Origin of the sequence: Nitrospirillum amazonense (genome assembly GCF_007828035.1) — a bacterium.
GTDB lineage: Bacteria > Pseudomonadota > Alphaproteobacteria > Azospirillales > Azospirillaceae > Nitrospirillum > Nitrospirillum amazonense.
This window is the reverse complement of record NZ_VITV01000005.1, coordinates 465571-479121: the sequence shown is the minus strand read 5'-3', so window position 1 is coordinate 479121 and position 13551 is coordinate 465571. Positions and strand designations below refer to the sequence as shown.

Below are 13551 nucleotides of genomic sequence, written 5' to 3'. Positions count from 1 at the left end.
TCGCCCCGACCCTGGGGCAGATTGCCAAGCACCCGATGCTGGGATATCAACCCGGCATCACGCGTACAATAAACACAAACACTCAAAACAGACTCGGGGATACCGTAACCATGAAGCTGACCCGCCGCGTTAAGGAAATCCTTTCCTGGTACGAGAGCGACAATCCCGGCACCAAGGCCAACCTGGCCCGCATCCTGATGGAAGGCCGCCTGGGCGGCACCGGCAAGATGGTCATCCTGCCCGTCGACCAGGGCTTTGAGCATGGTCCCGCGCGCAGCTTCGCGCCAAACCCGCCGGCCTACGACCCGCACTACCATTTCCAGCTGGCCATCGACGCCGGCCTGAACGCCTACGCCGCCCCCCTGGGCATGCTGGAGCAGGGTGCTGCCACCTTCGCGGGCGCCATCCCCACCATCCTGAAGATGAACAGCTCCAACAGCCTGTCGCGCGGCGGCGACGCACCGGACCAGGCGGTGACCGCCACCGTGGCCGACGCCCTGCGCCTGGGCTGCTCCGCCATCGGCTTCACCATCTACCCCGGCTCCGACGCCATGTTCGACCAGTTCGAGGAGTTCCGCGAACTGTCGGCCGAGGCCAAGGCCTGCGGCCTGGCCACCGTGCTGTGGTCCTACCCGCGCGGCGGTGATCTGGACAAGGACGCCGAACTGGCGATCGACATCAGCACCTATGCCGCCCACATGGCGGCATTGCTGGGCGCCCACATCATCAAGGTGAAGCTGGCCACCGACCACCTGGGCAACAAGGAGTCCAAGAAGGTCTACGAGGCCAAGGGCATCGCCCGGTCGACCCAGGCCGAGCGCGTGGCCGACGTCATGCGCTCGGCCTTCAACGGCAAGCGCCTGGTGGTCTTCTCCGGCGGTGCCGCCAAGGGTGAGGACGCGGTGTTCGACGACGCCCGCGCCATCCGTGACGGCGGCGGCAACGGGTCCATCATCGGCCGCAACAGCTTCCAGCGCAGCCGTGAGGACGCGCTGGCCCTGCTGGACCGGATCGTTCGCATCTACCAGGGCAAGGAATAAGTTTTTGAAGGCTGATTGCCGTCTGTACCTGGTGACGCCGCCGGCCCTGGAGCCGGCGGCGTTCGCCATTCAATTGGCCGCGGCCCTGGACGCGGGCGACGTCGCCTGCGTCCAGCTGCGCCTGAAGGATGTGGACGACGACACCGTACGTCGCGCCATCGACGTGCTGCGCCCGGTAGCGCAAAGCCGCGAGGTCGCCTTCATCCTGAACGACCATCCCCGCCTGGCCCGGGAAACGGGCTGCGACGGCGTGCATGTCGGGCAGACCGACACACCCTATCGCGAGACGCGGAAGATCATGGGCGCCGACGCCATCGTCGGCGTCACCTGTCACGACAGCCGGCACTTGGCCATGGTGGCGGGCGAGGACGGGGCGGACTACGTCGCTTTCGGCGCCTTCTTCCCAACGGGCACCAAGGAAACGGAGCATCGGGCCACGCCCGACCTGCTGACCTGGTGGCAGGAGATGATGGAAATCCCCTGCGTCGCCATCGGCGGCATCACGCCGGACAACTGCGGCGACCTGGTGCGCGCCGGCGCCGACTTCCTGGCGGTGGTCTCCTCCGTCTGGCATCATCCCGAAGGGCCGGGTGCGGCGGTGCGGGCCTTCAACAAGGCCATCGCCGAGGCGTGACGAACACCCGGCGCCTACAGCGCCGGGTGTTCGTCAGTCTTGGAAAAGTCGTCGCCGACGAAGAGTAGCGGCAGGTTCATCTCCTTCGCCAGGGCATAGGCGTAACAATCGCCCATGTTCAACGAAGCGGGATGAATACCCCGCCCCCAATGATCATAAGCCTCGGCAGCCTTCCGAGCCCCGTCCGATGTCACAGGCACTTCGGTCAGCCGCCAGCCCTGCAGCAATCGATCCACACGCCCCCCGACACCCCGCCTCCGACCGACGATCAACGTTTCAACCAGTGTTCCCACACTGATGAAGACGCCATCCGCCCGATGCAAACACTCAGCGCATTCCAAGGCCAGAGGGTCGCCCAAGGCGATCTCGATAATCGCGGAGGTGTCGACGACGATGGTCGTCATGCCGGCAAGCCATCATCGCCGTAAAGAAAATCCTGGCTGCGCACGGAGTTGGGCCCGCTGACAGGGTTGGCGCGGGCCTCAGCAATAATCTCCAACGTCAGGGCATGTTGTTGCGCCTTGGTGAGCGGAGGCGTGACCGGCACCAGCCTGACGAGCGCCTGGCCTTGACGGGTAAGCACCACATCCTCCCCCGCCACAGCCTTGTTCACCAAGTCAGTAAGCTGAGCCTCGGCTTCTTTGATCGCAATATCCACAACCGCCTCCATTGCTCACGCCATTCAGTAATTTTACGCCAGCCCCGCCAACGAGTCGAATCACCTCACGGCAAGGCCACCGGCGCCCACAGCACGTCGTCGATGGCGGCCGCGTTGGTGGCCAGCATGACCAGGCGGTCGAAGCCCAGCGCGATGCCGGCGCAGTCGGGCAGGCCGAACTCCAGGGCCGCCAGGAAATCAGCGTCGACGGGGTAGCGTTCACCATACAACGCCTGCTTCAAATCCATATCGGCTTCGAAACGAGCCTTCTGTACAGCCGGGTCCGTCAGCTCGCCGAAGGCGTTGGCCAGCTCCACGCCGCAGGCGTACAGCTCAAACCGCTCCGCCACCCGGCCATCCTCCGGCTTGGGCCGCGACAGGGCGGCCATGGAGACGGGGTAGTCGGTCAGGAAGGTCGGCCGCCCCATGCCCAGATGCGGTTCGATGCGGTCCAGGCTGATGCGGAAGAACAGGTCCTCCCAGCTGTCGCCGTCATGGGCGTGGATGCCCACGGCCTCCGCCGCCTGGGCCAGCAGGGCCACGTCGGGCCGGGCGGGGTCTGGCGCCGTCGCCAGCAGGTCGATGCCGACATGGCGCCGGAACGCCTCCTGCACCGTCAGCACCTCCCACTCCGCATGCGGATCGCAGGTGAGGTCGCCCCGGCGCAGGACATCGACGCCAGCGGCGGCGCATAGCACCCGGGTCAGGCCGATGCAATCGTCCATCAGGTCGCGGTAACCGGCACCCACCCGGTACCACTCCAGCATGGTGAATTCCGGGCTGTGGGTGGGGGAGCGCTCGCCATTCCTGTAGACATGCGCCAGCTGGAAGATGCGCGGCAGGCCCGCCACCAGCAGCTTCTTCATGGTGAATTCGGGGCTTGTGTGCAGGCGCAGGGTCAACCGGTCGTCGGGATGGCTGCCCACCAGTTCGGTGGCGAAGGCCATGAGATGCGGCTCCAGCCCCGGGGACACCTGCAGGGCCGGCGTCTCCACCTCCTCAAAGCCCCCATCCTCGAACCAGCGGCGCAGGGCGCGGGTCATGGCGCCGCGCGCCTTCAGGTTGGTGGCGCGCCGGGCCATGCGATCGGGGTGCCACCAGGGCTGGGTCGGGGTCTTCATGGCTGGTGGTCCTTCCACGACAAGCGATATGCTGGGCGGCATACCGTTCCAACCTGCCGCTGTCGAGTCCCGTGGCCAAATCCACCCCTGTCAAAAAATCCAAAGTCCCGCCCCCGGTGACGCCCGCGCCCAAGCCGGAACCCAAGGCGTCGGGCGCGGCGCCCAACGTCACCCTGCGCTGGGACGGCGCCCGCATCAGCGAATGGAACGCCTTGCTGAAGCGAGTGCCGCGCAGCAGCCTGACGCAGTGCTTCGGCTACGCCACCGCCATGATGACGGTGGAGGGATGGAAGCCGCGCCTGGGCATCTTCGAGCGGGATGGCCAGCCCATCGGCCTGGTGCTGGTGTTGGAGAAGCGGCTGGCCCGGGCTGTGCGCGTCGCCAAGATCCACCGGGGTCCCCTGCTGGTGCCGGAGGCACAGGACTGGGGCATCGTGGGCGTGGCCTATCGCCTGTTGCGCCAGGCCTACCCCACGGGCCTGCTGCACTGGCCCAGTGTCATCGCCGAGGTACCGGCCGGCCCGCTGGCCGCCACGGCCCTGACATGGGCCGGCTGGCGTCATCAGCCCGGGCCCGGCTACCGCACCGTCTGGCTGGACCTGACGCCGGATGAGGCGACCTTGCGCGCACGGCTGGACCCCAAATGGCGCAACAAGCTGCGCCAGGGCGAAAAATCGGGCCTGATGGTGGAGGTGGACCGCGATGGCGCCACCCTGCCCTGGCTGCTGGAAAAGCATGAGGCGGACCGTAAGGAGCGCAAGTACCGCGCCGCCAGTACCAAGCTGCTGACCCGCCTGCGCACCGCCATGCACAAGGACGGCGACGTGCTGCTCCTGCGCGCGCTGTTGGACGGCGAGCCAGTGGCGGGCGTGCTGATCTTCGGCCACGGCGTGGCCGCGACCTACCAGGTGGGATGGAGCGGCCCGGAAGGCCGCCGCACCCGTGCCCACCACCTGCTGCTGTGGCGGGCCTGCCTGGAACTGAAGGCCCAAGGCCGTGTCGCCTTCGACCTGGGCGGCCTGACGCCGGACGTGGAAGGCATCAACACCTTCAAGCGCGGCCTGGGCGGGGAAGAGGTGGAGTTGGCGGGCGTGTGGAACTGAGCCGGCTGCCCGCCGTCACGTCGTCAGCACGATATGGAAGGGACCCTGCTTACAGCGTGAACCGGGTGGCGATACCCCGTTCCAGGGGCGTCAGGCGGGCGGCGACGCCCAAGGTGGAGAAGGTGGCTGCCAGCTGGGCAGCGCTTTCCTTGAAATGCACCCAGCCCTCGTTATGGACGGCGACCAGGGCGGAATCGGGGAAGGCCCGCGCCGCCTCCAACGCGTCGTTGCTGTCCATGGTCATGTGGAAGCGGCCTCGCGGCTCGGCGGCGCCGGTGAACAGCATCACCACCTTGGGCGTGAACCGATGCGCGACCTCAGCCGTGCCCTCATACCAAACGGTGTCGCCCGTGACGTAGAGGGCATCACCCGGCCGCTCCACCCCCAGTAGAAAGCCGGCCACATCGCCCGAAATGGGCTCGATCCCCACGGGACCGTGCCGCGCCGGCGTGGCGGTGATGAACAGGCGCCGGCCGTCATCACTCCACAGTTCGCGGGTCTCGAACGGCGCCAATCCCACCGCGTTGCCACCCAACCGATGGGCGCCGGCCGGGGTGGTGTAGGTGATGGGCACGGTGGGCAGCAGGGCGCGACCGCTGTTGTCCAGATTGTCGAAATGCTGATCGTGGCTGAGCAGCACGGCATCCAGTGGACCGATCTCGGCCGGCGACAGGGCCGGACCCGACGTCTTCTCGAAGCGCACCGGCGTTTCGCGATACAGGCCCGGCGGATCGAACGTGGGGTCGGTCAGCAGGCGGAAGCCGCCGACCTCGATCAGGGTGGTGGGGCCCCCGATCAAGGTCAGCATCAAGCCGGAAGGGGTCATCGCGAGGTCTCCTCTGCAATCGCGCGGCACGAGGCAGAGGTAGGCGGTCGCAGTCTGCGAGAAAATTCGCTAGTTTCTCACAATGGCTGATCAAATTCGCACAGCACCCGATTGGGAAGACGTCCGCGTCTTCATCGCCCTTGCCCGCCACGGCAGCCTGTCGGCGGCGGCGCGCGCCCTGTCCGTCAATCACGCCACGGTGGCGCGCCGCGTCGCGGCCCTGGAACAGGCGCTGGGCGAGCGGTTGGTGGAACGGCGGCCGGATGGCTATGCGCTGAGCCAGGCTGGCCAGCGGGCCCTGATCGCCGCCACCGATATGGAAACGGCCGCAGCCACCCTGGGCCGGGGCGATGCCGAGGCGGGCCCCCGGGGGCTGGTGCGCATCAACACCACGCCAGGCTTGGCTCAAGGCTTCCTGGTGGACCGTCTCGCCAGCCTGCCGGCGCGATACACCAGCCTGGATGTCGAGGTGGCCGCCAATATTCGTGCTGTGAGCCTGGAGCGGCGGGAGACCGACATCGCCCTGCGCCTGGCGCGCCCGCAGGATGGCGACGTCATCGCCCGGCCCATGGTGGCCGTGGCCTTCGGCTTTTATGCCACGGAAGATTGGTGTCGGCGGCTGGCTGAGGGAGCGCCCCCCACCTTCGTCGGCTTCGACGAAACCAACCGCCATCTGCCGGAGGCGCTCTGGCTGGCGCGGCACTTTCCGCGCGCCCGCGTCGCCGTGCGCGTCGGCAACCAGTTCGCGCAGGCCGCCGCCGCCCGTGCCGGCGCCGGTATCGCGCTGCTGCCGCATGTCAACGGCCGCATGGCACCCGGCCTGGTGCTCTGCCCTTTGGGCCCGCCGCCGCCGGCGCGCACCCTATGGCTGGTCACGCGCCGTCAGGACGACAAGGAACCGGCCATCCGCACGGTGACCGATTTCCTCATCAACCTGTTCAAAGAGGAACAGGCGCTGTTTGAAGATTAGCGCTAGCGCTGGTCCAGCTTCAGCTCGATGCGGCGGTTGCGGGCACGGACGTCGGGGGTGTCGCCCGGTTCCAGCGGCTGGAACTCGCCGAAGCCGGTGGAGGCTAGGCGCTCCGGCGCGACACCCTGCTGGATCAGGAACTTCACCACCGCCGTGGCGCGGGCCGATGACAGTTCCCAGTTGCTGGCGAAGGCGGGGGTGTGGATGGGCACGGCATCGGTATGGCCGTCCACGCGCAGGATCCAGTTCAGGTCCTTGGGAAATTTCTTGGAGATGTCCAGCAGTGTCTTGGCCAGGCTGGCCAGCTGCTTGCGGCCTCGGTCGCCCAGCTCAGCACTGCCGCTGTCGAACAGCACCTCGGACTGGAAGACGAAGCGGTCGCCGACGATGCGGATGTCCGGCCGGTCGCCCAGCACTTCGCGCAGCTTGCCGAAGAATTCGGAGCGGTAGCGGGCCAGTTCCGCCACCTTGCCGGCCAGAGCGGCATTCAGGCGCTTGCCCAGATCCACGATCTGGACCTGCTGTTCCTTGTCCTTCTGCTCCGACGCGGCCAGCGCGGCGTTCAGCTGCGCCAGTTGCTGGCGGAGCGCCGCCAGCTGCTGGTTCAGCAGGTCGACTTGCGCCTTGGCCTGGGCGCTGACGTTCTTCTCGTTGTCCAGTTCCGCCTGCTTGGCGCTGGCGGCATCGGTCAGGGCCTGCACTTGCGCCGCCAGGTCGTCCCTGGCCTTGCCCGCCGCGTCGAGGTCCGCCTGCAGCTGGGTGTTCTTGGCGAGCGAGGCCTGCAGCTGCTCCGTCAGGGTCGCCATGTCGGCGGCCAGCTTGGCCTTGTCCGCCTGTTCCATGGCCAGCTGGTCGGCCAGCAGCGCGATGCGGCTGTTCAGCTGGGCCAGCGCCTCATCCTTGCCGTGCAGCAGGGAGGTGAGCGCGAACTGCGACAGCACGAACACCATCAGCAGGAAGACGATGACCATGACCAGGGAGGAGAGCGCGTCCACCCAGCCGGGCCAGATGTCGAGATGGCGGCGCGAGGCCCGCCGGCCGATGCCCGCCATGGCTTAGCGCTCCGCCCCTTCGCCCAGCGCCGCGATGGTGCGGGTCAGGATCTTGATCTCGGTACGGATTTCCTGGGTGGACTGGACGCGGCCGGTGGCCACCTCCTCCACCAGGCGGGCGAGGTAGAGATCCAGGTTGCGCAGGTGGGCGCGGCTGGCATCGTCCATGCCGCCACCGCCCAGGCCCCCCGCCTGTCCCAGCTGGTCGGCCAGGCGCTGCAACACCGGCCGCATCTCCATCTGGCCTTCCGCCAGGCGCAGCATCAGCTGCTGTTCCGCCTTCATCTGGTCCGACAGGGTGGCCAGCCGTTCCGTGAGCGCCACCAAGTGGTTGTTGGCGTTGCGGCGGTTGTCCTCCCCCTGCGCCATCGTATACTGCAGCTTCTCGATATTTTCGGCGGTGGTCTCCAGCAGGGCCTGGATATAGGCCGGCACGGGCTGGTCGCCCACCTCCACCAGGCCGCCGCCGCCGATGCGGGTGGAGCCGGCCAGCCAATCCTCCAGATCCATATAGAAGCGGTTTTGCGCCTGGCCGGCCTGCAGCTCCAGGAAGCCCAGCACCAGGGACCCGGCCAGGCCGAACAGGCTGGCGCTGAAGGCCGTGCCCATGCCGGCCAGAGGAGCCGCCAAGCCCTGCTGCAATTCGGAGAAGATGGCGACCGCGTCGCCGTTGCCCATCTTGAGGCCGGAGATGACGCCGCCGATGGTGGAGACGGTCTGCAGCAGGCCCCAGAAAGTGCCCAGCAGACCCAGGAAGATCATGAGCCCGATCAGGTAGCGGCTGATTTCCCGGCTTTCATCCAGGCGGGCGCTGACGCCGTCCAGCAGGGACCGGGTGGCGATGGCCGACAGGGTCAGGCGGCTGCCGTTTATGCCCGTCGTGCCGCCCCGGCCGCGATCCCCCAGCATATGGGCCATGGGGGCCAGCAACCGCGGCTGGGTAGAGGTGGCGCCGCCGCTGCGGAAGGTCTCAAGCCATTCCACCTCCGGCCGCAACATCAGGGCCTGGCGGAAGATGTAAAGGATGCCGATGGCCAGCGCGCCCAGGATCAGGCCGTTCAAGGCCGGGTTGGCCATGAAGAACCGTTCCACCTGCGGGTAGAGCACCCCCATCACCGCGGCTATGGCCGCCAGGAACACGCACATGCGGAAGAGATAGGGGGTGGGGCGCGACACGTTTTTTCCTTTATCGCTATCGCGGCTTACCGGGCGGCTGCCACCGTCCCGGACCGCTTGGGAGTGCTTAGTGGATGAAGGTCAGCTCCACCCGATCGAAGGCTTCCGCCGGCAGGTCCGAGCCTTTGGCGGCCCCGCGCACGGCGTTCTTGTCGTCCTGGTCGCCGTTGACCGACCCCATGGCGTAGATCACCAGGCGTTCCTTGGCCACGCCCAAGGCCATGAGGCGGTCCCGCACGGCCATGGCACGGAACAGGGACAGGCGCCGGGCGGCGGCCTCCCTGTCCAGCGCCGGCAGGGGCGCGAACCCCCGGATCTCCAGCCGGCGGTTGGGGTCCTGCCCCAGGCGTCCGGCGATGGCCACCAGGGCCGCCTCCTGCTTCTTGTCCAGGGTGGAGGAACCGGCGGCGAAGGGCACCGTCTGGTGGTCGGCCTGGGTGGCGGGCGTGCCCTTCTCCACATGGGTGGTGCCGCGCGGACGGATGTCCGTGGTGACGGGCGGGGCTGCCCCCTCCGGTTCCGCCGCATGGCTGGGGATGGGGGTGGCCTCCGGCTTGGTCAGGGGCTTGGGCATGTCCGGCACGGGCACCACCTTGGGCTTGGGCGCCGCCGGCGCCCGGCCGACCGTGGGCACACCCAACTCGCCGGAGGCGGGCGGCGTGGTCGCCTTGCCCGACTGGCTTTCGGTGGACTGGCCGGGCACCGCCGGCGCCGGCGCCGGCTTGGCCGCCTTCTGCTTGGTGGCCTTGGGCTTGGCGGCCGGCTTCGGCGCGGCCTGCTGGGTCTCGGCCTGGCCCCCTGCGGACGGGGCGGCGTCGGTTTGCGGCCCGGTGGCTTGCGGCGCGGTCGTTTGGGCGTGGACTGGCATCACCAGCACTGCAACGGCCACGGCAACCACGGCGGGTAATGAATACATCTTGAAACGACGCATGCGGGTGACGACTTTCAGCAGGCTGACTAGACCTTGGAAATGTGGCCGATCCATGTTCGGCGCAACCTTTTTATCACCCCTCGGTCCCGCCTGCGCTGTTTCGCAGCCCTGCCATACCCGTTCTTTGCCACCTAAACGGGGCTTGACGGATACGCCTAGTTTAGAATAGTTCTAAATTATCGATTAACGCTGACGCCTATCCCGAAGGCCAGCCCACGCCAGACCACCGGCCAGGAGCCCACCCCATGCTGCCCCAGTCGCAGACCGCCGCCACCGCTTCCGCCCACGCCTTCTCCTTCCAGCGCCTGGGCGGCAAGGGCGCCGTTCCGCTGGCCGCCTATGCCGGGCAGCCGGTGCTGGTGGTCAACACCGCCAGCAACTGCCGCTTCACCAACCAGTATGAGGATCTGCAAGCCCTGCACGCCAAGTACGGCCCCCGGGGTCTGGTGGTGCTGGGCGTGCCGTCCAATGACTTCGGCAAGCAGGAGCCGGGTTCGGCTTCGGAAATCGGCGCCTTCTGCCAGCGCAACTACGGTGTAGAGTTCACCATGGCCGATAAGGAGGTGGTGATCGGCGCCGAGGCCCACCCCTTCTTCAACTGGCTGGTTGACGTGGCCGGCGAGGACGCCGCCCCCCGCTGGAACTTCCACAAGTACCTGCTGGGCAAGGACGGCCGCCTGGTGCGCTATTGGTCCTCGGTCTTCCGCCCGTCCAATGAGGCCATCATCCAGGCCGTGGAGGCGCAGCTGGCTTAAGCGCTGGCGCGGAGTGATGAAAACGCCCCCGGAGCCGCTGGCGCCGGGGGCGTTTCCCTTTCAGAAGCGATAACCCACCGCCGTGAAGGCGCGGGCGCTGGTGGCGTCATAGGTGACGGGGCTGTCGGCGGCGTCGCCGAGCAAGCGCTTCACCGACACATCGCCCGTCACGAACCAATGCTCGTTGAAACGGTATAGGGCGCCGACGCCGGCGCTGACATCCTTGAAGCCGGATCCGGCGGTGTAGGCCGCGAAGCGGGAGTTGGCGGCCTGCACCGGCGTAACGCCGAAGTAGGCCTGCATGTAATTGTCGTTGGCCCAGGTGGTGCCCACGTGAGGCGTCACGATCAAATGGTCGGCCAGCTTGAACGGCAGGCCCGCACCGGCCGTCAGCACCACGCCATCGTTCTGGTCGCCCGTGTACTTGGTGACGGACGCGTCCAGGCTGATTCGCCCCAGCTGATAGGCGCCGAAGAGCTTGACGCCCAGCGACGTATCGATGTTGCCCAGGCCCTTGAGGCGGTCGTCGCCGTTGCTGAAAAGACCGTTGGTGTTGCTGTCGTTCCGGCCGGGATCGAAGGTCAGGGCGGCACCGACACGCAGATTGCCCTGGTGCCAATAGGCACTGAGCCCCTCCGGCCCCAAGGCCAGCATGTCGTCATAGCGGATGGTGACCAGCGGCAGCGGTGCCACCCGGTAACGGTCGCTGCCCTCGTAGGTCGGGCGCACGGCGACGCCGCCGCCGACGGTGATGTCCCAAACCGGCGGCTGGCGTGCCTGGGAAGCGTCAGGGTCATCGGCCAGGGCCGGGCCGGCGGAAAGGGCGACGCCGGCCAGCAGCGCGGCGCCAAAAACGGAAACGGATATGCGGGAGAGCATGGGGCGCGTGGCCTCTCGGCTTTGGGGAAACGGCGCCCGGCGGCCAGGCCCCAACCCGTCGGCCGCCGGAACGAGGCTGGACCCTAAGCCCCGATTCTTGACGGCTGATGTCGGCTTTGCTGCCGGACGGGCACAATGTGTCCGGCTTGAAACAAACGCCCGGGACAACGGACACAAAGCGGGGCGCCCGCGCGTGCTAGCATGCGGACCCATGACGTCCCTGCCCGCCCCACTGCCCGCCCCTGCCCAGCAGCCAACCCTGCTGATCGTCGATGACGACGAGGACATCCTGTCCCTGCTGACCCTGTTCTTCCAACGGCACGGCTATGCCGTGCGGGTGGCCGAGGACGGCGTGGGCATGCGGGCGGCCCTGGCGGCGGGCCCCATCGACTTGGTCATCCTGGACATCATGCTGCGCGGGGAGGACGGCTTCAGCCTGTGCCGGACCTTGCGCGCGGCGTCGCGCGTGCCGGTCATCATGCTGACCGCCATGGCCGACCATACCGACCGCGTCGTGGGGCTGGAGATCGGCGCCGACGACTACCTGACCAAGCCTTTCGACGCGCGCGAGCTGCTGGCCCGGGTCAAGGCCGTGCTGCGCCGGACGGGCGAGGCCGCCGGCCGGCCGGCGGAGACCCGTCCCAGCCTCAGTTTCGCCGGCTGGCGGCTGGACGTGGCGCGGCGGGAACTTCGGTCGGAGGATGGCACCCTGGTGCTGCTGTCGGGCGGGGAGTTCGACCTGCTGCTGGCCTTCGTGGAGCATCCCCAGCGGGTGCTGACCCGCGACCAGCTGCTGGACTTGGCGCGCGGCCTGAGCCACGCGGCTTACGACCGCAGCATCGACGTGCAGGTCAGCCGCCTGCGCCACAAGCTGGAGGATGTTCCCAAGAGTCCGGCCTTGATCCGGACGGTGCGCAACGGCGGGTACATCTTCACCCCCGTGGTGAAGCGTCAATGAAATGGCCGGCCTGGCCCCTGGGCTTCCGACCGCAGGATACCATCGCCCGGCGCTTCGCGCTGACCATCATGGCGGCCGTGACCAGCACAGCGTTGCTGAGCGGCCTGGTCGTCAGCTTCGCCGGCGCCTGGCTGCAGCCGCCCGCCAATGACGCCGGGCTGGCACAGGCGGCCATCAGCATCACCCACGCCATCGATGTCGCCCCACCGGCGCTGCGGCCCGCCCTGGCCGCCGCTACGACCACACCAATCTATCGCGTCGAATGGCACCCGGTGGACGGTCCCCTGGCTGCAATGCTGCGCCAGAGAACCGGCCTGAATGACCTTCAGGAGCCGTTGGCGTGGCTGGCGGACCTGAACCCGCGGTCCTTGATGTTCGCGGCGACGGTGGACAGCCCGGCAGCAGCGTACCTGCATCACGACTTCCTGTCCGACCCCCGTCCCAGGTTCCTGGCGATACGGCTGAAAGACGAAAGCTGGCTCATCTACGCGCATACCCACCGTAGCCGCGATGCCATCATCCGCGCCTTGCGTGCCGGCATCGTCCTGGCCTTCCTGCTGCTGTCGGCCGCCGCGGTGTCGCTGGTCGCCGCCCGGCAGCTGTCCCGGCCCATCGAGCGCATCGCCGATGCCGCCCGGCACTTCGGCACCAATCCCCAGGCCCCGCCCATCGCCGAGTCGGGTCCGCGCGAACTGCGCGGCGTCATTCGCGCCTTCAACGCCATGCAGGGGCAGATCCAGAAGTTCGTGGGCTATCGCACCGCCATGCTGGCCGCCATTTCCCACGATCTGCGCACGCCGCTGACGCGCATGCGCCTGCGGGGCGAATTCGTCGAGGATGCGGAACAACAGGCGCGGCTGTTCCGCGACGTGGACGAGATGCAGGCCATGGTCGACGGCGCCCTGGCCTTTTTCCGCGACGACGCGAATGAGGAGGCGGTGACCGCCTTCGACCTGGGCGGCCTTCTGACCACCATCGCCGATGAATATGCCGACCAGGGTGTGGCCGTCGCCTACGAAGGGCCCAGCCATGCCGTCTATCGCGGCCGGCCCTTCGCGCTGAAGCGGGCCGTCACCAACCTGATCGAGAACGCGGTGAAGCACGCTACCCCGCCGGCGGTGACGCTGGAGCAGATATCGGGGGAGCAGATGCCGGGACCGGTGGCGATCGTCGTGCGAGACGATGGCCCGGGTATTCCGGAAGACGCGCTGGAGCAGGTGTTCAGCCCCTTTTTCCGCCTGGACCGGTCACGCAACCGGGTGACGGGCGGCGTTGGCCTGGGCCTGACGGCGGCGCTGGCCATCGTGCGCGGCCACGGCGGCGACATCACCTTGAGCAATCGGCCCGGCGGCGGACTCGAGGCGCGGGTGACCTTGCCCGCCCCTTGAACGACAATCGGCCCGGACGCTTACGTTCCGGGCCGACTGTGAAAACCAGACAGAACCGCA

General features: G+C 68.0%; 15 protein-coding genes. 7 read left to right on the top strand and 8 right to left on the bottom strand.

What is annotated here, in order from left to right; all coding sequences use genetic code 11:
- The first annotated feature begins 110 nt into the window (after positions 1-110).
- Entirely contained in the window at positions 111-1040 is a 930-nt protein-coding gene (locus FBZ87_RS17310; RefSeq protein WP_004271867.1) for a class I fructose-bisphosphate aldolase, read from the top strand.
- 4 nt (positions 1041-1044) lie between these two features.
- On the top strand, positions 1045-1674 hold the full coding sequence (thiE, locus tag FBZ87_RS17305) for a thiamine phosphate synthase (protein ID WP_145611612.1): 630 nt from the start codon (positions 1045-1047) through the stop codon (positions 1672-1674).
- 14 nt (positions 1675-1688) lie between these two features.
- Here thiE and FBZ87_RS17300 read toward each other — a convergent pair whose 3' ends face one another.
- The 3 genes from FBZ87_RS17300 to epmA all read right to left on the bottom strand — a co-directional run bounded on the left by FBZ87_RS17300 (position 1689) and on the right by epmA (position 3453).
- On the bottom strand, positions 1689-2078 hold the full coding sequence (locus FBZ87_RS17300; RefSeq protein ID WP_145611610.1) for a type II toxin-antitoxin system VapC family toxin: 390 nt from the start codon (positions 2076-2078) through the stop codon (positions 1689-1691).
- Positions 2075-2332, bottom strand: a complete 258-nt coding sequence (locus FBZ87_RS17295; RefSeq protein ID WP_145611608.1) for a type II toxin-antitoxin system Phd/YefM family antitoxin — start codon at positions 2330-2332, stop codon at positions 2075-2077. The genes FBZ87_RS17300 and FBZ87_RS17295 overlap by 4 nt, the downstream gene beginning before the upstream one ends.
- 65 nt (positions 2333-2397) lie before the next feature.
- On the bottom strand, positions 2398-3453 hold the full coding sequence (gene epmA / locus FBZ87_RS17290; RefSeq protein WP_145611606.1) for an EF-P lysine aminoacylase EpmA: 1056 nt from the start codon (positions 3451-3453) through the stop codon (positions 2398-2400).
- A 116-nt stretch (positions 3454-3569) separates the two neighbouring features.
- Between epmA and FBZ87_RS17285 the strand changes: the two genes are divergently transcribed.
- Positions 3570-4556 (top strand): lipid II:glycine glycyltransferase FemX, encoded by a 987-nt coding sequence (locus FBZ87_RS17285; protein ID WP_246134447.1) that lies wholly within the window; start codon positions 3570-3572, stop codon positions 4554-4556.
- A 49-nt stretch (positions 4557-4605) separates the two neighbouring features.
- Here FBZ87_RS17285 and FBZ87_RS17280 read toward each other — a convergent pair whose 3' ends face one another.
- A complete protein-coding gene (locus FBZ87_RS17280; RefSeq protein WP_145611602.1) occupies positions 4606-5382 on the bottom strand; it encodes an MBL fold metallo-hydrolase in 777 nt (258 codons plus the stop codon).
- A gap of 82 nt (positions 5383-5464) precedes the next feature.
- On the opposite strand from FBZ87_RS17280, the gene FBZ87_RS17275 reads away from it, so the two are divergent.
- Entirely contained in the window at positions 5465-6352 is an 888-nt protein-coding gene (locus FBZ87_RS17275; RefSeq protein WP_145611600.1) for a LysR family transcriptional regulator, read from the top strand.
- A gap of 2 nt (positions 6353-6354) precedes the next feature.
- On the opposite strand, the gene FBZ87_RS17270 is transcribed toward FBZ87_RS17275, so the two are convergent.
- From FBZ87_RS17270 to FBZ87_RS17260, 3 genes are all read right to left on the bottom strand, one after another.
- Positions 6355-7404, bottom strand: coding sequence for a peptidoglycan -binding protein (locus tag FBZ87_RS17270; RefSeq protein ID WP_145611598.1), 1050 nt, complete (start codon positions 7402-7404; stop codon positions 6355-6357).
- A gap of 3 nt (positions 7405-7407) precedes the next feature.
- Positions 7408-8580: a flagellar motor protein MotA gene (locus FBZ87_RS17265; RefSeq protein WP_145611596.1), complete on the bottom strand. Its 1173-nt coding sequence runs from the start codon at positions 8578-8580 to the stop codon at positions 7408-7410.
- A 67-nt stretch (positions 8581-8647) separates the two neighbouring features.
- Positions 8648-9565, bottom strand: coding sequence for an OmpA family protein (locus FBZ87_RS17260; RefSeq protein ID WP_145611594.1), 918 nt, complete (start codon positions 9563-9565; stop codon positions 8648-8650).
- A 191-nt stretch (positions 9566-9756) separates the two neighbouring features.
- Between FBZ87_RS17260 and FBZ87_RS17255 the strand changes: the two genes are divergently transcribed.
- Positions 9757-10266, top strand: a complete 510-nt coding sequence (locus FBZ87_RS17255) for a glutathione peroxidase (RefSeq protein WP_145611592.1) — start codon at positions 9757-9759, stop codon at positions 10264-10266.
- Positions 10267-10326: 60 nt separating this feature from the next.
- Here the strand turns inward: FBZ87_RS17255 and FBZ87_RS17250 are convergent, their stop codons facing one another.
- Positions 10327-11145 (bottom strand): MipA/OmpV family protein, encoded by an 819-nt coding sequence (locus FBZ87_RS17250; protein WP_186454809.1) that lies wholly within the window; start codon positions 11143-11145, stop codon positions 10327-10329.
- Between the two features lie 211 nt (positions 11146-11356).
- On the opposite strand from FBZ87_RS17250, the gene FBZ87_RS17245 reads away from it, so the two are divergent.
- Positions 11357-12103 carry a response regulator gene (locus FBZ87_RS17245; RefSeq protein ID WP_145611587.1) on the top strand — a complete coding sequence of 249 codons (747 nt, stop codon included), beginning with the start codon at positions 11357-11359 and terminating at the stop codon, positions 12101-12103.
- Positions 12100-13491, top strand: coding sequence for an ATP-binding protein (locus tag FBZ87_RS17240; RefSeq protein WP_145611585.1), 1392 nt, complete (start codon positions 12100-12102; stop codon positions 13489-13491). The genes FBZ87_RS17245 and FBZ87_RS17240 overlap by 4 nt, the downstream gene beginning before the upstream one ends.
- Positions 13492-13551 lie beyond the last annotated feature (60 nt).